At 51.9% G+C, this 20,685-nt stretch carries 19 protein-coding genes and 2 tRNA genes; 5 read left to right on the top strand and 16 right to left on the bottom strand.

Annotated features, from left to right (window positions below; all coding sequences use genetic code 11):
• Nucleotides 1-6: 6 nt before the first annotated feature.
• From Q5911_RS02775 to Q5911_RS02755, 5 genes are all read right to left on the bottom strand, one after another.
• Entirely contained in the window at nt 7-846 is an 840-nt protein-coding gene (locus Q5911_RS02775) for a carbohydrate ABC transporter permease (RefSeq protein ID WP_076780240.1), read from the bottom strand.
• The gene (locus Q5911_RS02770) at nt 843-1,628 is read right to left on the bottom strand and encodes a sugar ABC transporter permease (protein WP_331591518.1); all 786 of its coding nucleotides are present in this window, start codon (nt 1,626-1,628) and stop codon (nt 843-845) included. Before Q5911_RS02770 ends, Q5911_RS02775 begins: the two co-directional genes overlap by 4 nt.
• Before the next feature lie 70 nt (nt 1,629-1,698).
• Nucleotides 1,699-2,976: a sugar ABC transporter substrate-binding protein gene (locus Q5911_RS02765; RefSeq protein ID WP_033126208.1), complete on the bottom strand. Its 1,278-nt coding sequence runs from the start codon at nt 2,974-2,976 to the stop codon at nt 1,699-1,701.
• 130 nt (nt 2,977-3,106) lie between these two features.
• A complete protein-coding gene (locus Q5911_RS02760; protein WP_303180798.1) occupies nt 3,107-4,453 on the bottom strand; it encodes an MATE family efflux transporter in 1,347 nt (448 codons plus the stop codon).
• Nucleotides 4,450-5,295 (bottom strand): PocR ligand-binding domain-containing protein, encoded by an 846-nt coding sequence (locus Q5911_RS02755; RefSeq protein ID WP_303180796.1) that lies wholly within the window; start codon nt 5,293-5,295, stop codon nt 4,450-4,452. The genes Q5911_RS02760 and Q5911_RS02755 overlap by 4 nt, the downstream gene beginning before the upstream one ends.
• Before the next feature lie 177 nt (nt 5,296-5,472).
• Here Q5911_RS02755 and Q5911_RS02750 point away from each other — a divergent pair, with 177 nt between their 5' ends.
• The 3 genes from Q5911_RS02750 to Q5911_RS02740 all read left to right on the top strand — a co-directional run bounded on the left by Q5911_RS02750 (nt 5,473) and on the right by Q5911_RS02740 (nt 7,637).
• Complete coding sequence (locus Q5911_RS02750; RefSeq protein ID WP_303180794.1) at nt 5,473-6,816, top strand: MATE family efflux transporter; 1,344 nt, start codon at nt 5,473-5,475, stop codon at nt 6,814-6,816.
• A 106-nt stretch (nt 6,817-6,922) separates the two neighbouring features.
• Nucleotides 6,923-7,252 carry a nucleotidyltransferase domain-containing protein gene (locus tag Q5911_RS02745; RefSeq protein ID WP_033126205.1) on the top strand — a complete coding sequence of 110 codons (330 nt, stop codon included), beginning with the start codon at nt 6,923-6,925 and terminating at the stop codon, nt 7,250-7,252.
• 109 nt (nt 7,253-7,361) lie between these two features.
• Entirely contained in the window at nt 7,362-7,637 is a 276-nt protein-coding gene (locus Q5911_RS02740) for a HEPN domain-containing protein (RefSeq protein WP_303180926.1), read from the top strand.
• Between the two features lie 111 nt (nt 7,638-7,748).
• Here the strand turns inward: Q5911_RS02740 and Q5911_RS02735 are convergent.
• The 5 genes from Q5911_RS02735 to Q5911_RS02715 all read right to left on the bottom strand — a co-directional run bounded on the left by Q5911_RS02735 (nt 7,749) and on the right by Q5911_RS02715 (nt 10,428).
• Nucleotides 7,749-7,820: transfer RNA gene (locus Q5911_RS02735), tRNA-Cys, on the bottom strand.
• A gap of 7 nt (nt 7,821-7,827) precedes the next feature.
• A tRNA-Glu gene (locus Q5911_RS02730) sits at nt 7,828-7,899 on the bottom strand.
• Between the two features lie 88 nt (nt 7,900-7,987).
• Complete coding sequence (locus tag Q5911_RS02725; RefSeq protein WP_303180791.1) at nt 7,988-8,476, bottom strand: glycine/sarcosine/betaine reductase component B subunit; 489 nt, start codon at nt 8,474-8,476, stop codon at nt 7,988-7,990.
• 32 nt (nt 8,477-8,508) lie between these two features.
• Complete coding sequence (prdD, locus tag Q5911_RS02720; RefSeq protein WP_226395203.1) at nt 8,509-9,264, bottom strand: proline reductase cluster protein PrdD; 756 nt, start codon at nt 9,262-9,264, stop codon at nt 8,509-8,511.
• A gap of 21 nt (nt 9,265-9,285) precedes the next feature.
• Nucleotides 9,286-10,428, bottom strand: a complete 1,143-nt coding sequence (locus Q5911_RS02715) for a DUF3810 domain-containing protein (protein WP_303180790.1) — start codon at nt 10,426-10,428, stop codon at nt 9,286-9,288.
• A 188-nt stretch (nt 10,429-10,616) separates the two neighbouring features.
• Here Q5911_RS02715 and Q5911_RS02710 point away from each other — a divergent pair, with 188 nt between their 5' ends.
• On the top strand, nt 10,617-12,077 hold the full coding sequence (locus tag Q5911_RS02710; protein ID WP_303180788.1) for a sulfatase-like hydrolase/transferase: 1,461 nt from the start codon (nt 10,617-10,619) through the stop codon (nt 12,075-12,077).
• A gap of 72 nt (nt 12,078-12,149) precedes the next feature.
• Here the strand turns inward: Q5911_RS02710 and Q5911_RS02705 are convergent, their stop codons facing one another.
• The 6 genes from Q5911_RS02705 to Q5911_RS02680 all read right to left on the bottom strand — a co-directional run bounded on the left by Q5911_RS02705 (nt 12,150) and on the right by Q5911_RS02680 (nt 19,614).
• Nucleotides 12,150-12,611 carry a hypothetical protein gene (locus Q5911_RS02705; protein ID WP_303180787.1) on the bottom strand — a complete coding sequence of 154 codons (462 nt, stop codon included), beginning with the start codon at nt 12,609-12,611 and terminating at the stop codon, nt 12,150-12,152.
• 175 nt (nt 12,612-12,786) lie between these two features.
• Nucleotides 12,787-13,671, bottom strand: a complete 885-nt coding sequence (locus Q5911_RS02700; RefSeq protein WP_331591509.1) for a carbohydrate ABC transporter permease — start codon at nt 13,669-13,671, stop codon at nt 12,787-12,789.
• Nucleotides 13,672-13,689: 18 nt separating this feature from the next.
• Nucleotides 13,690-14,595: a carbohydrate ABC transporter permease gene (locus Q5911_RS02695; RefSeq protein WP_303180785.1), complete on the bottom strand. Its 906-nt coding sequence runs from the start codon at nt 14,593-14,595 to the stop codon at nt 13,690-13,692.
• Between the two features lie 97 nt (nt 14,596-14,692).
• Nucleotides 14,693-15,955: an ABC transporter substrate-binding protein gene (locus Q5911_RS02690; protein WP_303180783.1), complete on the bottom strand. Its 1,263-nt coding sequence runs from the start codon at nt 15,953-15,955 to the stop codon at nt 14,693-14,695.
• Nucleotides 15,956-15,989: 34 nt separating this feature from the next.
• On the bottom strand, nt 15,990-17,513 hold the full coding sequence (locus tag Q5911_RS02685) for a polyhydroxyalkanoate depolymerase (protein WP_303180781.1): 1,524 nt from the start codon (nt 17,511-17,513) through the stop codon (nt 15,990-15,992).
• A 190-nt stretch (nt 17,514-17,703) separates the two neighbouring features.
• On the bottom strand, nt 17,704-19,614 hold the full coding sequence (locus Q5911_RS02680; protein WP_303180779.1) for a beta-N-acetylhexosaminidase: 1,911 nt from the start codon (nt 19,612-19,614) through the stop codon (nt 17,704-17,706).
• 138 nt (nt 19,615-19,752) lie between these two features.
• Here Q5911_RS02680 and Q5911_RS02675 point away from each other — a divergent pair, with 138 nt between their 5' ends.
• Nucleotides 19,753-20,673, top strand: coding sequence for a glycoside hydrolase family 43 protein (locus Q5911_RS02675; protein ID WP_076780208.1), 921 nt, complete (start codon nt 19,753-19,755; stop codon nt 20,671-20,673).
• Nucleotides 20,674-20,685: the final 12 nt, after the last annotated feature.

The following is a 20,685-nucleotide window of genomic DNA, read 5'->3' as shown; positions in this document are numbered from 1 at the left end:
GATCTTTTACCCCTTGATAGATCCCCCTGTCATTCCTCTAACGAGAAGTTTCCGGAAGACAAGCGCTGCAATGGCCGGCGGCAGAATGATCAGCATCCCCGCAGCAGCAGTAATTCCGTAAAGCACTGTGTCTTTTGTCATAAACTCCGAGGCCACAATGGCCGCCGGCTTTGTGTCAATATTCGACGCCAGGATCAGGGGAATCTGAAACTGACTCCAGGCGCTCAGGAACATAATGAGCATACTGGCACATATGATAGGATAGGACACCGGAAGTATGATCCGGAAAAATGTCCTTAGCCGTCCGCAGCCGTCCACAAGGGCGGCTTCTTCTAATTCCCTGGGTATCGTCGAAAAGTAATTGCTCATCAGCCAGATGCTCATAGGCAGAAAGGAGCTGGCATATACCATGCTCAGCCAAAAAGTGCTGTTGAGCAGTTCCATAGCCGAGAACATCCTGTATAGAGGAATGATAGTCGCAAACACCGGAATGACCATAGTAATCAAGATCGCGTTCTTGATGATCTTCTTCCCCCTGAACTCCATCCTGCTCAGAGTGTAGGCTGTGACTGCAGCCACAGGAATCCCGATGACAAGTGTACACGCCACTGCCTTCAGAGAGTTCTCAAGCCCTCGGAAAAGCCGGATATGCTGCTGACTGATAGAATCAAACAGCGTAAGATAGTTATCCCAGGTAATCTCGCTGGGGAACATGTTCATAGTATTTTTAAACATCTCATACTCCGGTGTGACAGAAATCGAGAAGGCCCACACAAAAGGTCCCACTGTCAAAACAAGAAAGATAACCACCGCCACCCAGTAGAGAGGAGAAACTTTTTTCTTCAAAATTCCACCTCCCTGTTCAGACTTCTAAGATAAAAGAACCCAAGCACGGCCGCCATCAGCATAATCAGATAAGTAAGAGCGCTCCCCTTTCCAAAATCCAGAAAGGAGAAGGTCGTGAGATAACTCTCGATCAGAAGATTTTTCCCCAGATCTTTGTACCCTGCAAGGGCTACGATCTCGTCAAAAATATTGATGGCCGTGATCGATGCAGATGTAATGCCAATACCGATAAAAGGCATCATGAGCGGTGCCGTTATATATCGGAAGACAGTCACCCTGCCGCCGCCGTCTATCTTTGCTGCCTCATAGAGTTCTTCCGGGATAGCGTGCAGCCCCGAGAGACAGACGATCGCACAGAACGGAATACTCCTCCACGCCACCACGATAGCCACGATCAGAAGAAGCAGCCACCGGTCTGTCAGCCACATAATGGGCTCTTCTATAAAATGCAGACTGATAAGGAGCTTGTTCATAAAACCATATCCTGGATGAAAAATAAAACGCCATATGATCCCATTTACAATGGGCGGGAGCGCCCAGGGAAGGACGGCCAGCGCCATCAAAAGCCCCGATATCTTTGTATCCACATTGAGCAGAAGAGCCACACCAAACCCCAGGACTGTAGTCAGGATAACAACTACGACAAGGAGGAACAGAGTATTTTGCAAGCTATACATAAAAGAGTCTGAAGTAAGGACATCCACATAGTTGGACAGGCCCACAAAGTCTGTGTCCTCCGGGCTGGTCAGCTTCATCTCCTTTAAGCTATATGAAAATGTCATGATCGTCGGATAAAACACCAACACGCCCATTATAAGAATAATGGGCGCCAGTAATGCATAAGGTAATATCTTACTTCTTTTCAATTAATTCATTCACTTTCGCATTCATCGCATCAAATGCCTCCTGGGGAGTCTGCTCTCCGAGAACCATCTGATTAATGTTATTGTACATAGTGTTGCTCATCTCAGAATAGTAGGAAGGAACGCCATTGGGAAAAACAGACTTGATCAGGTCTGCCTCGTCCAGCATGGCCCCTGCATTTTCAAATGTGCCATCTTCTACCATTTCTGCCAAGACTGAGTTTCTTGTCGGAATGGAACTGTTGACTGCGTACATTCTCTTCTGGACATCTGCTGAGCTGTACCATTTAACGAACTCCTGGGCTGCTTCTTTGTTTTCTGAGAAGGAAGTAATTCCAACTGCTTCCGGAAGAGCCATTGTCTGCGGAGATGTTCCGTCTGTTCCCGGAAGAAGGATAGGAACAATGTTTCCGATCTCTGAGCACTGCTCAGGATCATTGCTGATACCCACAAACTTGGTAGGACCTACCATAAAGCTGGCCTCGCCCGATGTGATCTTGCGGTAGCAATCCATGCCATTGAAAGAAATAGATGCTGGATCCACAAATCCATCCTGCACAAGCTGGTTCTCAAATGTCAGAGCATCCATGACCGCTTCTTCATTCAGTGTATCGTCATCATTGAACACCTGGCCACTTCTTGAGAAGGCCATCCACATCATGGAAGTGGTGGCAGACTCATCCGCGTTCATCGGCATTGTGTAGGGATACTCTACGATCCCTGCTTCTTTTATCTTTTTCAGAGCATCATATACCTCATCCCAAGTCTCAGGAACTTCTGTAATTCCAGCCTGCTCAAAATGCTCTTTATTATAGTAGGCGATCCGGTAATCATTTGCATAAGGCACAGCAAGTATCTCACCATCAATGGTAAAAGTCTCAAGAGTAGGCATGTCCTCCTTGTCCTCATCTGTCATCTCGATAGGCTCCAGCCATCCCGCGCTGTTCATCTCTCCTACCCATGACCAGTCTACCTCGATCACGTCAGCTGCTGCCTCTCCGCCGCTGGCCGCAATAGACACCTTATCCCGGATATCATCCCAGCTCACCTCATTAAAAATGACAGAGATACCTGTCTCCTCCGTGAATTCTGCCAGCAGCTCATCTCCCGGGTTTGCCCAGTCAGGCGCCATAAAAGTGATTTCCTTACTTTCACCGGAAGAAGAGCTTTTCTCTCCGCTTTCACCGCTGCTGTCCGAGCCGCATCCTGCTGTCAGTGTCGCTGCCATAGCTGCACAGAGCAGCATGCTCACCAGTTTCTTTTTCATAATTGTATACCTCCTACCATACCTTTTTCTCTGGTATCAAAGAAAGTATAGCAAGCAGGGAATTGGGCGTCTAATCGTTTTTTCACATGTATGATCCCACTTATCGTTTTCATCAATATGTCCTGCGGGTTTACTCTCTCGTAAGCTTCCGTATCCAGTTCCCGTAGTGGGACTCCAGAAAGGCAGGCACGCATTTAAATATCTGGTCTGCGTTGAGGCAGCACACCACCACTGCCGGAGAAGCCTTCACCACAAAAGCCATAGCAAAGGACAGGGGGATGACGATCATCCAGATGCTGACCAGGTCCATCTTCACTACGAACATGGCATTGCCGCCGCCACGGATGATGCCGTTGTTGGTGGGCATCTGGTAGGACATACCCACACAGACCACGCTCAGGATGATGAGGAACGTATTCATCATCTCCATCGCCTCCGGGGACAGGTCATAGAGCGTCATAACGGGGATGCGGATCAGAAAGAGGAGCAGGCCGGACACAAGGCCGATCACCACGAACATCCTCTGCATGATGGAGGAGTAGTGCTTCACAAGAGGGATGTTGCCCGTCCCGATAGTCTTTCCCACAATGACCGACGCGGTGGAGGAAGCTCCCACAGACATGGATTTCACCAGCAGGAACAGGGTGGACGCCGCGCTGTTTGCCGCAATGGCGGCAGCGCTCATGTGCCCCAGTATCACAGTCTGCAGAGCCGTGTTGAGCCCCCACAGTCCCTGCACCACCAGCATGGGCAGGCACACCCGGAAATAGTCTCCCGCCATCAGGCGGTCCGCCCGGAAATAATCTTTCAGCTGCAAATGCAGCTTTTTTTCTTTTTTCGCTATATAGACAAGGAGCACAGCGCACTCCGCGATCCTGGCCGCCAGCGTCCCTATGGCCGCTCCTTTCGCCCCCAGCTCAGGCGCTCCAAATCTCCCGTAGATCAGCACATAGTTGATACAGCAATTGACGCAGAACGCCATGACCGACAGCCAGAAGGCGATCTTTACCGTCTCCACGCTCCGCAGCGTGGCCAGCAGGATGATAGTCACCGCGAAGAAGACGTAGGTGTATTTTACGATCCCCAGATAGGCTGCCCCCTCCCGTATGATGGACTCCTCCGTGGTAAAGAGCCCCACCGCTTCCCGTGGAAAGAAGCTGACCGCCGCAAAAAGAACGACTGCTATAAACAGCCCCGCCCGCATGGCCACCGAGGAGATCTTCCGCATGGGCTCTGTCTGCCGTTTTCCCCAATACTGGCTGCAGAAAATCACAAGCCCGTCCCCCAGAGCCATCAGAAGCTGCTGATAGACAAACTGGATCTGATTCACAGCCGCCACGCCGGAGAGAGCTGTCTCACTGTACCCTCCCAGCATCACATTGTCCGCCAGATTGACACTGATCGTCACCACATTCTGAAGCACCAGCACAATGTAGATGGAAAAGAAATTTCTGTAGAATCCTTTTTCTGTTTTCATGCCTTCTGACCGCCTTCCCTCTCCTGGTTTCTTCTGTATTCCCCGGGCGTACATCCGATATATTTTTTAAACTGCCGGGAGAAATAATTCTGATTGGAAAATCCGTTCTCCACAGCCACTGAATAGATGGACTTTTCCGAATTTCTCAGGCTTCTGCAGGCATTGGTAAGCCTCACGCCCATAAGATAGCGATACACAGACGTGCCTGTATACTCGCGGAACAGCTGGTTCAGCCTTGTCTTGCTGTACCCAAACCAGCGGCACAGCCCTTCCAGGGTAATGTCCTCCCTGTAATGCTCTTCCAGATAGCGGATGATCTCTTTCGCCGTCCCAGTGGCAGTGACCGGGAACTGATGATGGTTGGCTATATAGTCCGCACAGACCCTGCACATGGTCACAAAAGCCCCGATCTCTTCCAGATCGATGCGCACCAGCTTTTTCACCCCCTCCGCGATCTCCTCCTCGCTCCCCAGGTTCATCTGCCTGGCTTTCTGCATCACCTCTTCCGCGGCTCCCTCCCGCTTTTCCAGCATCTGCCCGGTCATCATATACCCTGCCAGGCGCCCGTAGTGGTAGAGGGGAAACACTGCCTCATACAGCCCCATATGGCACCGGTAAATATGTACTTTGTGCTCCTCCCGCACCGTTGCAAAAGCCTCTCTGTTGTCCCGGCCGCATCGTTCACATCCCTGGGAGTTCCTGGCCACCAGGCTGCAAAAATAGGCGCCTGTATCCGGATACCTGGCAACAGAATGCCCCTCCAGGTCATACACGTCGATGAGGATGCCCGATATGGCATACAGCTGCTTTAAAATATCTTCCAGCGAAATGATCTCTGACATATTTCTTCCCCCTGCTCTTCCCGGACATGAATAGTATCTTCTGACATATGTGTCCGATTGTGCTAATCATAAACATATTATACATTGTTTTCCCTTTATCTTCCATATAATATATTTTTTGCGGAATATCCAAATGGACTTATATTTTTAAAACACGTGGAAAGGATATGATCTACTATGAACTTTATGCAGGATATGACAAAAGGATCTCCGTTCAAGCTTCTTCTGTCTTTTTCTATTCCCCTTCTTATCGGAAGTCTGTTCCAGCAGTTTTACACCATGGCGGACTCCATTATCGTGGGGAAATTTGTTGGCGCGGACGCCCTTGCTTCCATCGGCGCCTGCTCCTCTGTTATCTATTTGCTGTTTTCCCTTTTTCTCGGGCTTTCTGCCGGAATCGGGATCGTGATCTCCCAGTATTTCGGCGCTGGTGACGGCAGCACAGTGCGCAAAGGCATTGCCTGCTCTGTGTACATCCTGCTGGCAGCTTCTATTTTGCTGACACTGATCGGCCTTACGCTTGCCAGACCAATTCTCACCTTCCTTGGCACACCGGAGGAGATCATGCAGGATGCTGCCGTCTATTTCCAGATCACCAGCGGAGGGATCGTGGCCGTCGCCTTTTACAACGGCATCTCCTCCATCCTCAGAGCGCTGGGAGACAGCCGGACGCCTCTGATCTTTCTGGCTCTGGCCGCTCTTTTAAATGTGGGACTGGACCTGCTCTTTGTCACGGTATTCCACATGGGTGTTGCGGGCGCCGCCCTGGCGACGGCCATTGCCCAGTTCTCCTCCGCCTGCGCCTGCCTTGTCTTCTCCCTGAAGACAAACCCGTATTTTCATATTAAAAAAGAGGAATTCCGTCCGGATACAGGCCTGATACGGCGGATGATGCACATCGGACTCCCCCTGGCGCTGCAGAACGCCATGATCGCCTTCTCCTGCGTCATGCTCCAGAGTGTCATCAACTCCTTCGGCACCATGATCATGGCTGTCTTCACTGCCACCAACCGCATTGAAAATCTGGTAAATCAGATCTACATAGCCGCCAACACGGCCCTGTCCAACTACACAGCCCAGAACCTGGGAGCAGGGAACACAGACAGGGTCCGCGCCGGCACCCGGTGCTGCATTCAGATCACTGTAGGATTTTCGCTCCTCATGGTCCTTGTCATGTACCTGTGCGGTCACATGTTCATGGGATGGTTTGTGACCGATCGGCAGGTCATTGAGACCGGCGCCCAGGCCCTGAAACTGATCAGTCTGTTTTTTGTCTTCTGGGGACTCCTCTACGTCTTCCGCGGCGTTCTGAACGGAGCCGGGAACGCAGGGTTCGCCCTTGTCAGCGGAATCCTGGAAGTCGTCGGCAGAATGGGGTGCGCCTTCCTTCTCACCTCCATTCCCTTTATCGGACAGTGGGGAATCTGGCTGGCCGAGGGGCTCACATGGATCCTTGTATCCGCAGCCGGAGCCATCTGCTATTTCCGCGGAAAATGGACGCAGAAGAAACTGATAGCATAATTCTCCGCCTGAATTCTGTATGCCGCTCCTTCAACTTTTCTCACTTGATTGATTTCGTCCTTAAAATAAGGTACAATAACTTCAAACAGGAGAAAGGAGGCACACCATGGAAAATTACACAAATCTGCTGAAAAAATTAATCCCCGGACTTGTCCGTATTTTTCAGGATTCAATTACAAGTATCATCCTCTATGGCTCTGTGGCAAGAGGAACTCAGACAGAAGAATCAGATATTGACATCGCTGTCCTGGTCAGATCATATACCAAAGAGATGCACGAACAGATGACAGATCTTGTCGTAGACTTGGAATTAGAATATGACAAAGTCCTTTCCGTGCTCCTTATTGATCATGATAAATTTGCAGAGTGGGAAAATGTAATGCCATTTTATAAAAACGTGAAAAAGGAAGGGATTGTATTATGGCCGGCAGCATAAAAGATTTATCAAGATACCGGTATGAAAGATCCTCTGAAGAACTAGAAAACGCAAAAGCAATGTTGAAACCGGTAAATATAAGCTTGCTCTTAACCGATCCTATTATTCTATTTTTCACGGTATGCGCGCAGTAAATGTCCTGGATGAATTTGACAGCAGCAAGCATAGCGGTGTCATTGCCCATTTTAATCAATACCATGTTAAGACAGGCGATTTCTCTAAAGAAGCATCGAAGATCATCCGAACATCTTCTGAAATGCGTGAACATGCTGACTACGAAGATTTTTTCGTTGCTTCCCGCCAGGATGCTGAGGAACAAGTTCAAAAAGCTCAAACATTTCATGAATTTATTACCAACTATCTACAGAAAAAAGAAATATTGTAAAGCAGTAAGTATCCCGTTTCCTGTCCTGACACAAAATCGTACAACTTCTTCTCAAATTTAAAGTGCTTCAAGCTCTTATAAACAAAGAGTTTGAAGCACTTTAAATTTGAAAGGCGCAGACCGGATTTGAACCGGTGAATCGAGGTGTTGCAGACCTGTGCCTTACCACTTGGCTACTGCGCCTGATACATGACTCCGACGGGAATCGAACCCGTGTTACCGCCGTGAAAGGGCGATGTCTTAACCTCTTGACCACGGAGCCAGATACGATATAGACAGTCAGCTCTCTCAAGCTGACCGTGAGATATCGTATCACACTCCGCTGTAAATTGCAAGGCATTTTTTTATTTTTATCCCTTTTCCTCCCACTTGCGCATTTTCAGTTTTAAAAGCGCAAGCGCTTTTCTGGCGTCCGCCTCTGTCACAGTATTTTCTGCCAGCATTTTCGTCTCATCTCCCGGCTGATCCATCCTGTCCAGCGCTTTGTAATAGCAGATCACGCCGTCCAGGTGGTCGTTTTGGACTACAAAGTCCTTTGCAGGGCACTGGCTTAAGACTGCCGTGGGGACGCCCCGCTTTTCCGTCTCCTCAATAGCATGCGCAAAATCCACATGATTATTCCCGATCCCATTGCAGGAGAAAATGGCGCCGTCCACCCGCATACATTCCAGTGAGACACCCACTCTCTCCGCCGAAAGATATTTGTCTTCGTTCTTATCCGGGGATCCTACAATCACGATCCCCCTCAGGTTGACGTCCCTGTCCTCCGACAGCACCTCCACCAGAGGATCTCTGTAATAGTGGAGCGTGGTCTCTTTCATGCTTGTACCTATACCCATAGTCTCCTCTCCTTTCCGCCAGGGTCTCCCGCCTAGTCCATTGCGTGCATAATGCCGTCACGGAATTCGTTGGGCGTCACCACCACCGGCATCCATCCCATATCAATGACAGAGCGTCCGCCCTCGTAGCCGCAGGGCTCATTTCCAAACAGCCTCGTGTCGTACACAGCCCCCTGCCCGGAGACTTCCTTGACGATCACCACATCCTTGCGGCCCGGCTCATAGGTCTCCTGGAACACGTGCTTTTCCGTGCACTTGTACCCGTTGAATTTCTTCATCTGTTCCCGGAAGATCTGGCAGAACACATCGCAGGCTCTGTGGATCGCCTCCGGACCGGGCCGGTCCGCCCAGGTCCCCTCCCGCAGCACCACGTCAAAGGAGATCAAAAGGTCACTCTCCAGGGGAGTCCCGGGCCTGCCCCACGCGATCTTGTCCCGCAGGATCCCATCGCTGGCGCCAAAATTGCACACCTGCCGGCCGGCCTCATCCACCCCTGTCAGGATCACATACACCCCCGTCAACGTGTGGGTAATCCCCTCTCCCACCTTTCCAAGCACTTTCGTGGAGAGAGGGATAACGTCCATCACCGTGTTGGTGTGCTGGTCATGCTCGTCGGGCCGGATGATCCGGATCGAAATGTCCTTGATCAGCGGTTCCTTCTCCCGGATCTTTTCCGCCACAGACGGACACACTGTCATATGCCCGTCCAGTGTGACCCGGTTTTCTTCCCCGTATTCCAACGAGGATATGTGGTAGGCCCTCACGGTAAGTCTTGTTCCTGTCTCCATCTGTCATCCCTCCTGTATTTTTTATAAATGTCCTTCTTCTCTGTAATATGTAAGGATCATCTCCACCATCCGGTCATAGCTGGCTACTCCGTCCTCCTGCCCGTTGGCCTTCAGATAACTGTCGTTGATCTGGTCCGACACCTCGGCCACCGGCGTGTCATACTTCGCCCAGAACCTGCTGTTGGCTTCCAGGTCCGCCTCCGCTTCCTCCGACAGCTCACTTCGCACTTCCTCGTAGGCATCCGGATCCACATCATAGAGCGCATTTGTACAGTAGATCCACCCCAGCATATAGCCGCTGTAGTTTAACTCCAGGCTGTCTGCCCGGGTACTGGCCAGATATCCTATAAAATTCGCTTCCTGCTCCTGCATGAATCCCCGCAGGTGAGCCAGCTCATGGCAGGCTGTAAAAGGAATGTTATAGGCAACCATATCCGTATTGTAATTTGCCTCTATCGTAAAGGGCGAGTAAATCCCTGTCAGCTGCTGGACGGACAGGATCCAGGAAAATTCCAGGCCATTGGGCTGCGGATAGCAGCCCTCCAGGCAGGGGTATTCCAGTGCCAGCTTTTCCATTGCCCGCACAGCGTGGACAGACACATCCTCTGTCAGCACCATGATCCCGTTTTCATCCCGCTTTACCTGCTGCCCTGTCCGGTTCACCGCCGATGTCAGCTCCTCACAGACTGCCTCCAGTTCCTCCACCGTGGCCCCCTCCCACGTAAGCCCCGTCTCCTGCGCGAAGGAGCTCCTGTGATAGTTCACGCCGCAGAAGGCGGCATAGAGAAAGAATAAGATCCCGGCCGCCAGAAAGATCCCTGAGAAAAAGGCTGCCAGGGGCTCTCTCACATTCTTTCCCCGCCGGCATCTGTACACAGTCTTTATGATCTGCCACACAAGAAAGGCGATCAGCACATACAGCATAAACTCAGACGCAGAGAAGGCGAATATGCCAAAAAAACGACCCAGTGTAGCCACAAAAAAGGAGTAGACGTGAAGCGTGTACCACTGGGCAAACTCTCCGGATACTGAGGCGGCAAACAGAAGAAGAAACGCCGCAGCGAAAAGGACAATGCCCGCCACAGCCCGTCTCACAGCTGTCCCGTAAACATTGTTTCTCTTCTCGTCCCGTATTTCTCTCACCTTTCTCTCCTCTGTCCCCATGCCCGTCTCCTCTTTTGTCGCTTCATTTCCTGGTTGTAATCACATTATACACCCTCCTGTTACCACATAGTATAAAAAAAGCGGATAGCCCTCAAAAATATACAGAAAATTTTTGCCATTCCGCATCCCAGAGAGTATAATAACATGCATAGCCTATTAATACATTTTAAGAAAGGACATAACATACTATGAAACAGCCAAACATTCTGTTCCTGCTGGCCGATGACATGGGGCACTGGGCCATGAAGAACGCCGGGAACACAGACATCCACACCCCCAATCTGGACAGACTTGCCCAGAGGGGTGTAAAATTTGACAACTTTTTCTGTGCCTCACCGGTCTGCTCACCGGCCCGCGCTTCCATCCTTACCGGAACTATGCCCTCCTGCCACGGCATTCTTGACTGGCTGGACGGCGGCAGCATGGACAGAGCCTCCCTATCCAGGGAAAGTTTAGAATATATGCCCCACGAGACTATTCCCATCCAGTACACGGATCACCTCACCGCCTACACAGACATCCTGGCGTCAGGCGGCTACCGCTGCGCCCTCTCAGGCAAATGGCATATGGGAGACAGCATGACGCCCCAGCACGGTTTTTCCCACTGGTACACCATCGGCGGGGGCGGCGTCAGATACTTCAACCCTGAGACCATCGAGGACGGGGTTCTCTCCGAAAAGGAAGGATACATCACAGACCTCATCGGCGAAAACGCGCTGGAGTGCCTGGACAGGTTCTCAAAGGAAGACGCGCCTTTTTATCTGAGCGTCCACTTCACTGCTCCCCACAGCCCGTGGGAGGAGACGGATCACAAGAAGGAATATCTGGATCTGTACAGGGACTGTGATTTCAATGCCACTCCTGACCTTCCCTACCACCCCTGGCAGGTCTTCACCTGCCCCCACGGCCAGGGTGAGCGCCGCAGGGAATTACTGCGGGGCTACTACGCCGCCATCACAGCCATGGATCACCAGATCGGGCGTCTGATGGACCGCCTGGATGAGCTGGGGATCGCAGACAACACCATCGTTATCTTCACCTCCGACAACGGCATGAACCTGGGACAGCACGGCATCTGGGGCAAGGGAAACGGGACTTTCCCGCAAAATATGTACGACAGTTCTGTAAAGGTGCCTTTCATCGCCTCCTGGCCGGGGCATTTCGCGAAAGGGGCTGTGTGCAGTGAGCTGTTCAGCCACTACGACATCCTGCCCACTCTGTGCCATCTGGCCGGCTGCCCTGTGAACACAAAACAGGAAATCCCGGGCCACAGTTTTGCCCGATGGCTGGAGGATCCAGAGCTGGAAAGCAGCCGCCCTGTAGTCGTATTTGACGAATACGGCCCTGTCCGGATGATCCGGGACAAAGAGTGGAAGCTGGTTCTTCGTTACCCCTACGGCCCCAATGAGTTCTACCACCTGACCGAGGACCCGGATGAGACTGAGAACCTGTTCCATGATCCGGCCCAGGAAGATCGCATTGTAGCCATGCGCCGCCAGATGGAAGAGTGGTTCCTCCGCTATTCAGACCCGGACCTGGATGCCAGAAAAGAGGGCGTCACCGGCACCGGACAGTACTGCCGGGCCGGAAGCCGGGCCCATCTCCTGGAGAAATACGGGCCAATGCCCAGACCTGTAAAAAAAGAATAAAACAGGGGGGTACCTCCGTGACGCTGTCGCCACAGAGGTACCCCCTCTTTTGTTCTGCCTGCTTTTCTGTTTTTATTTCCGCACCTGCTCCATCCGGATCACAGCGCCCCCGTTCCGTCTGGACTCCTCCGCCGCCAGCGCAATGTAGTGGCTCTCCAGAGAGCGCTCTACAGAAGAAATTGTGTCATCCTCTGACTGCTCGCCGGTGACAAAATCCAGGAACGCGCTCACCAGGCCCCTGTCTCCTCCTCCATGTCCTGAGAAGTCCTCTGCCATCCTGGAGACATCGATCAGCTCCGCGTCCTTCCCAAACGGAATTACTTCTATCGTGTTAGCCCCCATGTCGGCAATGATCTGCCCTTTTGTGCCCATAAGCTTTGCATATCTGGAGCAGTCTGCCGTAAATCCGCACATTGTAAAGCTGACAGTCGATCCGTCCGTCATATTCATGTTTACCACCTGATGGTCCACAACATTATTGTCACAGTAGTAAACACAGCGGCCGTAGGGCCCCTCTTCAAGAGCTCTCCTCACACTCTCCCCGTCTGGATGCATGGTCAGGACATTGGCCGGCCAGCCGCTGTTACTTGTTTTCCCATAATGTCTCCTTTCTTCATTATTAAGAAAACAGGAGCGCTGCCCCTCTATCGGATCACGATAACGAGGCAGCGCTCCTGTTTTTTTATCTGGCCTCAGGCCGGATACACTCTTAACCTTTGATACCGCCGCCGGTAACACCGGAGATGATCTTCTCTGACAGGAAGACATACAGCAGCAGCGTGGGCAGGAAGACGATGACAACGGCTGCGAACAGGCCGCCCCAGTCTCCCGTGTACTGCATGGACGAAAGCACGCTCTTAAGTCCGGGTCCTACAGGCATGATATCCGAGGACGATGCAAAGATCAGCGAGATAAAGTACTCATTCCAGATATTCATAAAGATGAATATACCGACCGTGATGATACCCGGCTGAGCCAGCGGGAACATGATCCTCCAGAATGTCATCATAGGAGTACAGCCGTCGATGGCTGCCGCCTCCTCGTATGTCCTGGACAGGTTCTGGAAGAAGGTCATCAGGAATGTGGTCGTGTACGGGATCTGCATTCCTATGTACAGGAAGATCAGAAGTCCTCTGGAGCCGTTGATGCCAAGCTGAATAGAGATGGACATCAGCGGGAGCACGATCATGATGTTCGGGATACTCATGGCAACGAGGAAACCGGACCGGATCGGCTTATTTCCGAGGAATGTGAATCTTGAAAGCACATAGGCTGCCGGCGCACTGATGACAACCGCGCCTACCATGGTGGCCACGGAATACAGCAGTGAGTTCATGAAAAATGTGGAAATGCTGTTTGCATTCCATGCATTGATATAGTTTTCAAAATGAAAGCCGCTCTCAAACTTGAAGACCTTGCCCTGCATGATCTCCGGAGCTGTGGAAAAGCTGGCTGCCAGGATCCACACCAGAAGGAAGATCGTGAAGAACACCCAGATGCCTACAATAAGATAACCGGGAATCAGTTTCACTTCTTTGCGAGGATTAAACGGCTCTCTGACCTTTTTTTCTTTTTCTTTCTTTTTTCCAAACATAAAAGCCATCCTCCTCTCTTAGAATTCCAGGTCGTCGTCTTTGACGAGCACGTTGACAAGTCCGAATACGACAAGCACGATCAGCGCCATCAGGATACCTACCGCAGCGCCCACACCGGCGTCACGGGATGTGCTTCCAGTTGTTCCGAACACAGCGTTGTACATGTACACAACCGGAGTGATCGTCGCGTTGTCGGACGGCTGGGGTGATGCCCACATCTGTGACCATACGAAGAAGCCGACAATGCTGATGGTCCAGAATGTCATACATGTCTTGAACACGCCCTTGATCAGCGGCATAGTGATGAAGCTGAACTGTTTCAGCTTGTTCGCTCCGTCGATAGTGGCAGCCTCGTAGTAGTCCGCCGGGATCCTCTCAATACCACTGATGAATATCAGCATGAAATAGCCCACCGAGCCGAAGCAGAAAGCGATCAGCAACGACCAGAACTTCCACGTTCCGTTCATGTAGTCGATCTTCGCCAGCTCCTCCAGCCCCAGAGCCTCAAACAGGCTGTGCAGAAGACCGAAGCGCTTGTTGAACACGTACTGGATCCACATAGTGGAGATAGCAACCGCGTTGATAATGTTGGGTACATAGATGACCGCGCGCCAGAATGCTTTCGCCCGCACACCGCTTGTCAAGATGACAGCGAAGAGAAGTGCGATGACCATGACAGCGATACCGCCAATGACGTAAATCTTGATCATGTTGACCATGGATGTCTGGAAAAGCTTTGTCCCCAACAGTTTCTCATAGTTTCCCAGACCGTTAAAGCTCCACTCGCTCATCGGGTCGCTGACGCCTTCCACATTAAAGAAGCTCATGATGACTGTACGGATGATAGGATACAGGAACATGATGATGAAGAAGAGCAGCGCCGGAGTCAGAAAGCAGACGATCATTTTCTTATTCTGTTTCAAGAAGATGTCCCCCTTTCTCTCAGATTGTTTTCTGTGGTACTAAAAAACGGTATGGCAGACAGCATCTGCCTGCCATACCGGTGTTATTCCAGATTGATTATTGAGCAGCAGACAGTGCTGTAATGAAATCATCCGGAGTGATGTCGCCCTGGATCAGTTTTACTACGTTCTCATTGATGATAGGAGTAAAGTCAGGATTTGTCTCAAGACCAACTGCCCAGTCATAAGCCTTTGTCATTTCCTTGAAGTAAGGCTCTGCCGCAGAGATTGCTGCCGGCCACTCTGTGTTCTCCGTATCAGCAGGGATAGAGTTAACGGAAGAAGCCATCTCAAGGTCATAGTCGCCTGTAGCGATCATTTTTGCGAAGTCGAAAGCTTCCTGCTGCATATCGCTTGTGTTAACGATACCATAGCCCTGTGCACCAACCATGGATGCCTCAGCTCCGTCTACACCGCCCTCAACTGACGGCCACGGGAAGAAGCCAAAGTCTACCTCTGTACCTGTGTTCTGAAGGATCTCGTTCGGGATCCAGGATGCATTCAGAACCATGCAGCTCTCGCCGAAGCCGATCTCGTTCTGTCCGTCCGGATACTGTGCCGGAGCGTTGGGTGAGAAGTATCCGTTCTCTACTAATGTAGCGATATCTTCCGCAGCCTTCTTAGCCTCCGGAACATTTGCCCAGTTGCTGTTGTTGAAGCAGTCAAGAACTGCGTCCTGTCCGATGTATCTTGCAAGCTGGAAACCATAGATCAGGTTTACAGAGTCAGAGTTACATGTGATCGGGTTGTAGCCTGCGTCTTTTACCTTCTGGCATACATCCAGGAACTCGTCCCATGTTGTAGGAACATCTGTCACGCCGGCTTCCTCGAACATAGCCTTGTCATACCATACACCCGTTGTGTATACCTGATAAGGTACTGTGTAGAGCTTTCCATCGCCCCATGATTTAGCCTTGTCAAGGATAACAGGCATTACATGGCTCTCAAACTCTTCCTCGCCCTCCAGTGTGGACAGGTCTACAAGGTAATCCTTTGTGTTCATGACAACACGCATATAGTCGTCGTCGAAGAGGTCGATGTCCTCGCCTGCCTCAAGAGCTGTGCCGATCAGAGTCTTCATATCACGGCCCTTCCACTCAATGTTGATGTGGATGCCCGTCTCCTCCTCGTAAGCGTCTGCAGCTTTCTGGATGACCTTAGCCTGTGCCTCTGTGGAGTTCCACATGGACCAGTAAGTCATTTCTTTGCCGCTGTCGCCAGAGCCAGAATCAGAGCTTCCGCTGTCGGAAGATCCGCATCCTGCTGCCAGTGTTGCGACCATTGCTGTTGTAAGTAATACACTCACAATTTTCTTTTTCATAATGTTACCTCACCTTCCTTAAAATATAGGGTTTTTAGTTCTGCTTTTTGGTTCGGGCAAAGCAGGCCCCGATATAAGGACGGACACCGGTATGCTCTTCATAGAAGTCCAGCCCGGCTTCCCCTTTTATCCATTTTTCAACATCTGCACTCTGCGCATCCTTTGCCTCCCGGTCATCTTCCGGGATGTTGGCGTAGTTGCCGTACAGATTTCCGCAGTACTGCGCTTTCTCAGTCTGGTGATGCCAGTCCTCTGTCCTGGCCTCATCCCCTGCATTTATAATAAGATTATTCTCTACCAGCATTCCGCCCTCGGACATGTTGGTCCGGATAAAGGGAACGCTTTCCTGTATAATGAATATGTTGTTGTGAATGTGCGCGTCTATGTTTCGCACCGGAGTGACGACTCCCGATCTCTCTATGCCGTCATTGACGCTGATGTTATAGCGGAAAATGTTGTTGACACTCTCTCCCTCGCAGAACATGACACATCCGCCCTCGTTGTCGTGGCTGTAGTTATACTGGTAGATGGTGCCGTCTCCCGAGTCCGCGTCCCAGGCTTCCCCGTCCTGGTTGAAGTGTGTGTGCGACGCTTCGTTGTACTGAAAGAGCGCTGTCTTGCATTTCCAGGGCCATATGGCCGCTGCGACCATGCCTCCCCGCTCTCCTGCCTCTGTGTACACATCCTCGTTCATATCGAGGGCCACATGTTCTGATACATTGTACTGTACCAGTGGCTTGAAGCAGTACATGGGAGTGATGGCGTCTCCTCCGATCTCCCGGATGCGGTTGTGCTCAATGACTACATTGACGGAGCCGTATGTTTTGACCACTTCGTCCGGCAGCTCCAGCGTGGTAAACCTGCCATGCTGGTAGGTATATCCGGCTGCGATCCCCCATCTTCTGCACCGCTCTACCCGGCAGTGGTGGATGTGAAGGCCGTCGTATCTGGCAACTCCCGTCCGGCTCTCGTCGGCCGGCGCCAGAGCGCTGGCGTAAATGCCGCCGTTGTTCAGATGCTTGTCATATACATTTCCGTCTACATCGTGGACATACAGGTTGTCCAGCTCGATCCCGTGAAGGGTTCCTCTGTCCTTTGCCACAATGCTGACGCCTGTCCGGTTCATCAGATCCCCCTGGTTGTACACCTCTCCTTCCCGGAGGGTGCTGTTGGTGATCTCAATGTTCCGCACCGTGATGTACTCCGCATCGTAGAGAAGCACTGCAGATGATACATACCCTTTCCACACGTGGGCCGGGCTGTCGAGAGGCGCTCCGTAGTTCTGATACCAAAGGCCGCTTCCCTCTGCCGCTATCACCGGCATCTCTCCCTGTCCATACGCATCTACTACAACAGGATGCTCCCTGGTGCCTCCCTCGTATATGTGGAGGTACTCTTCCTGGAAGACGGAGCCCCGCTCCAGAAGGATCATATCACCCGGCTCTCTTTTCTGTCCGGCTACTTTTCTCAGGCTCCGAAAAGGTGTCTCCTCTGACAAGCCATCGTTGTTGTCATCCCCCCGCAGGGTGCTGACGTAATAAATCTTCCTTCCGTCCATGTCTCCTCCTGTCCGCAATTTACTGCCTATGAACCTCTAAGCCGTCTGTCAGCTTATATCTGTATTATAGCTATCCCCTTTAGCCGTTTCTATCTTTCTTTTGCTCCTTTTTTTATAGTTCTTGCTTTTTTTGTGCATTCTATTTACAAAAATAAATGTTTTTCGTCAACATTCACTACATTTTACACAATTACACGCCGCAGATGTTCGCCGCACTTACGATATTTTCCCACAAATTGCACTTTCCGGACGCATTTTTTCCCTCTTCATTGGTGAAATAAGGGAGTCTCTCCTCCTCAAGCTCCGGCAGGGATGGGATCTTTCCGTCCAGATAATCCAGGATACGCCTGCGGGCGGACTTCAGCCTGATCTCCACGCCGGCCATGCGCACATCCATCACCTCATAGCCGTTGGGCTTGAACTCCTCCTGCCACATCTGCTCTCTCAGCGTGTGCATTTTCTGCACTTTCTTCCTGAGATCCGGCATCTCCTTGTCTGCGATCCTTGCCAGGGTGTCTCTGTCACCGGACAGGTAGGCGCTGCGGATCTTCACTCCCAGCTCGCACTTCCCGGCGTCGATGCTGGCCAGAAGTCTGTAATACCGGAACATTTTTTCCAGTTTACCCGCACGCTTCTGTGCCTTTTTCAACAGCTTTGCCGTCTCCGCGTAATACACATCCAGCCCCGTTCCCGCATACTGCCCGTCGAAGACGCCGGTCAGGGGATCCTGATAGAAGATCTGCTTGGAGGGGTTGGCGAATCCCTCATTGTACACGCCGGTTCCCGGTATATGGTCCAACCTGTCAAAGAGGAGCATATCCTGGTAGGACTCGCCGCAGAGCATCTTAAACCAGCTTTCCATCTCCTCCGGATCTGTGGACTCGCCGTAGGCACATCTGCTGTAGAAAGCTGCCATAGGAAGCCCGGCCCGCATGGGCGTCTCAGCCCCGTTGTCCAGCCAGAGGGTGCAGAAGCTGTCTGTCACGCCCGTGTCCTCCAGGCCGAGAAAAGCCTTCTTCGTGGCGTCCATGGCCTGGGCATAGTTGGGCGCAAGCCCGTTCCAGATCCAGGCTCCCCCGGCAAAGCACACCTGATCTGTCAGTTTTTTGTGGAGCGTAGCCATTCTTGTGTATCTGTCCTCATCATGTCCCTCATAGTCCCAGTATACAAGAGTGACTCTCCGGTCCGGCTTCTCGCTGTCCGGCCACTCATAGTCTGCAGGCACATTGTAATAGTCTCCGCCTCCCGGCGTCACAAAGAACATATCGCTCCAGATCATGGGCTCCAGGCCGTATTTTTCACAGATCTCCATCACCCTGTCCAGATGCCTGCGGATCAGCTCTCCCTGCTTCACTTCCCCGTGGATCCTCCGGTAGTTTCCGTAGCCCAGGTAGAACGCCTCGTCCATGCCCAGGTGGATCCTCTTTGATCGGTACATATCCTTGACAGAGGCCAGCATGGCATCGATCAGCCGGTAGGTCCTCTCCTCCTCAGCCAGCAGGATGTCCGCATCGTCCCTGTATTTTTCCATGGCCGGCCAACGCAGGGCTGTACGCAGGTGAGCCAGTGTCTGGATGCAGGGGATCATCTCAATGCCGAACTGCGCCGCGTAGGCATCGCACTCCCGGATCTCCTCCTTCGTATACCTGCCCCTGAGGGCGCCGAAGCAGGGATACCCCTCCACCTCGTAGGTGTCCTCCGTGTAGAGGAGCAGCCAGTTCAGTCCCATGAGAGCCGCCTGACGGATCATCTCCTTGACCGCCTCCACCTTGAGGACGCCGTTTCTTGAGCAGTCAAACATAAGTCCTGTGTTCCCCTGCGTTCCTTTGTTCTCCTCTCTCCACTTCTCTTTCCCCGCATGTTCCAGGGCCTTTCCCAGCGCCCGGAAAGCCTCGGGGCGCGTATGCCAGGAAATATACACATCTCTCCCCGCCTTTGCGACGCTGTATCCCTTCTCGTCAGTTCTTGTAAAATGGATGCAGAGATCTCCCTCCATCCCGTCTTTTGCCGTCTCGTGTCCTCTCTCCTCCAGTATGTCGCGGATCGGCTGTATCTGCAGACCTCCTGTGCGGTCCTCGGTTCCTCTGATCTTAATTCTCATAGTCTTCTCCTTTTCTTTTCACTTGCTTTTGCAGTGCAAGTATATTAAGATGATGGGGCAAAGGGCCTTGCCCTGTGACTAATGTTTTATCATGGTTTATATACGAATTCAACACAAAAAAAGCAAAGGAGATCTGCAATGAACAAAAACGGCTCTACATGGTACGACACAAACGGAGAACTGATCCAGGCCCACGGCGGCATGATTCTGGAGCACGAAGGGATGTACTACTGGTACGGCGAAAACAAGAACGGCGCCACATCCATCGCACCCTCAGGCGATATCCGGGTGGATTTTATCGGCATTTCCTGCTACTCCTCGCCGGACTGCATGAACTGGACATACGAGGGGCTGGCCCTGGAAGCCTCCGGCGAACCGGGACACGACCTCTACAAAGACAGAGTGGGGGAACGCCCCAAAGTTCTGTACAATAAAAAGACCGGCAAATTTGTCATGTGGTTCCATCTGGACTCTGCCGACTACACAGACGCCAGAGCCGGCATCGCCGTCTCTGACACTCCCACCGGGCCCTTCCGCTATGTCCGCGGGATCCGCCCCAACCGCTCAGACTGCCGGGATATGACTCTCTTCTGCGACCGGGACGGGAAGGCCTACCTGATCCACAGTTCCGACTGGAACAAGACCCTGCGCATCTCCAGGCTCACAGAGGACTATCTGGATGTGGACGGCGTGTACGGAAAAGCTTTTGTCGAGCAGGAGCGGGAGGCTCCGGCCCTTTTTGAGAAAGACGGCGTATACTACATGATCACCTCCGGCTGTACAGGCTGGGATCCAAACAACGCCCTCTTCGCCACATCCCCCACGGTCCTGTCCGGCTGGAAACTGATCGACAATCCCTGCGTGGGCGAGCATGCCCGCCAGACTTTCTTCGGACAGAGCACCTACATTTTCGAGAAAGACGGTGCGCACTATCTTATGCTGGATCACTGGAAACCCGAGAACCTGAAGGAATCCGGCTACAGTATCCTCCCCATTCAGATCCAGGACGGTCTGCTGACCATCCCCTTCCAGGAATACACAGATCTGTCCAAAAAATAGAGCAGAATTTAT

Source organism: Lachnoclostridium phocaeense, assembly GCF_959599685.1.
In the GTDB taxonomy this organism is placed as follows: domain Bacteria; phylum Bacillota; class Clostridia; order Lachnospirales; family Lachnospiraceae; genus Claveliimonas; species Claveliimonas monacensis.
Note: the sequence above shows the minus strand (reverse complement) of the source record. Positions and strands in the feature narration are given on the sequence as shown.

Coding starts and splice junctions, on each gene's coding strand:
- Q5911_RS02715 (WP_303180790.1), bottom strand. CDS start 10,428: ATGGGGACAGAGGAGAGAAAGGTGAGAGAAATACGGGACGAGAAGAGA.
- Q5911_RS02680 (WP_303180779.1), bottom strand. CDS start 19,614: ATGAGAATTAAGATCAGAGGAACCGAGGACCGCACAGGAGGTCTGCAG.
- Q5911_RS02690 (WP_303180783.1), bottom strand. CDS start 15,955: ATGAAAAAGAAAATTGTGAGTGTATTACTTACAACAGCAATGGTCGCA.
- Q5911_RS02765 (WP_033126208.1), bottom strand. CDS start 2,976: ATGAAAAAGAAACTGGTGAGCATGCTGCTCTGTGCAGCTATGGCAGCG.
- Q5911_RS02755 (WP_303180796.1), bottom strand. CDS start 5,295: ATGTCAGAGATCATTTCGCTGGAAGATATTTTAAAGCAGCTGTATGCC.
- Q5911_RS02700 (WP_331591509.1), bottom strand. CDS start 13,671: ATGTTTGGAAAAAAGAAAGAAAAAGAAAAAAAGGTCAGAGAGCCGTTT.
- Q5911_RS02685 (WP_303180781.1), bottom strand. CDS start 17,513: ATGGACGGAAGGAAGATTTATTACGTCAGCACCCTGCGGGGGGATGAC.
- Q5911_RS02745 (WP_033126205.1), top strand. CDS start 6,923: ATGGAAAATTACACAAATCTGCTGAAAAAATTAATCCCCGGACTTGTC.
- Q5911_RS02750 (WP_303180794.1), top strand. CDS start 5,473: ATGAACTTTATGCAGGATATGACAAAAGGATCTCCGTTCAAGCTTCTT.
- Q5911_RS02675 (WP_076780208.1), top strand. CDS start 19,753: ATGAACAAAAACGGCTCTACATGGTACGACACAAACGGAGAACTGATC.
- prdD (WP_226395203.1), bottom strand. CDS start 9,264: ATGGAGACAGGAACAAGACTTACCGTGAGGGCCTACCACATATCCTCG.
- Q5911_RS02710 (WP_303180788.1), top strand. CDS start 10,617: ATGAAACAGCCAAACATTCTGTTCCTGCTGGCCGATGACATGGGGCAC.
- Q5911_RS02770 (WP_331591518.1), bottom strand. CDS start 1,628: ATGACATTTTCATATAGCTTAAAGGAGATGAAGCTGACCAGCCCGGAG.
- Q5911_RS02760 (WP_303180798.1), bottom strand. CDS start 4,453: ATGAAAACAGAAAAAGGATTCTACAGAAATTTCTTTTCCATCTACATT.
- Q5911_RS02725 (WP_303180791.1), bottom strand. CDS start 8,476: ATGGGTATAGGTACAAGCATGAAAGAGACCACGCTCCACTATTACAGA.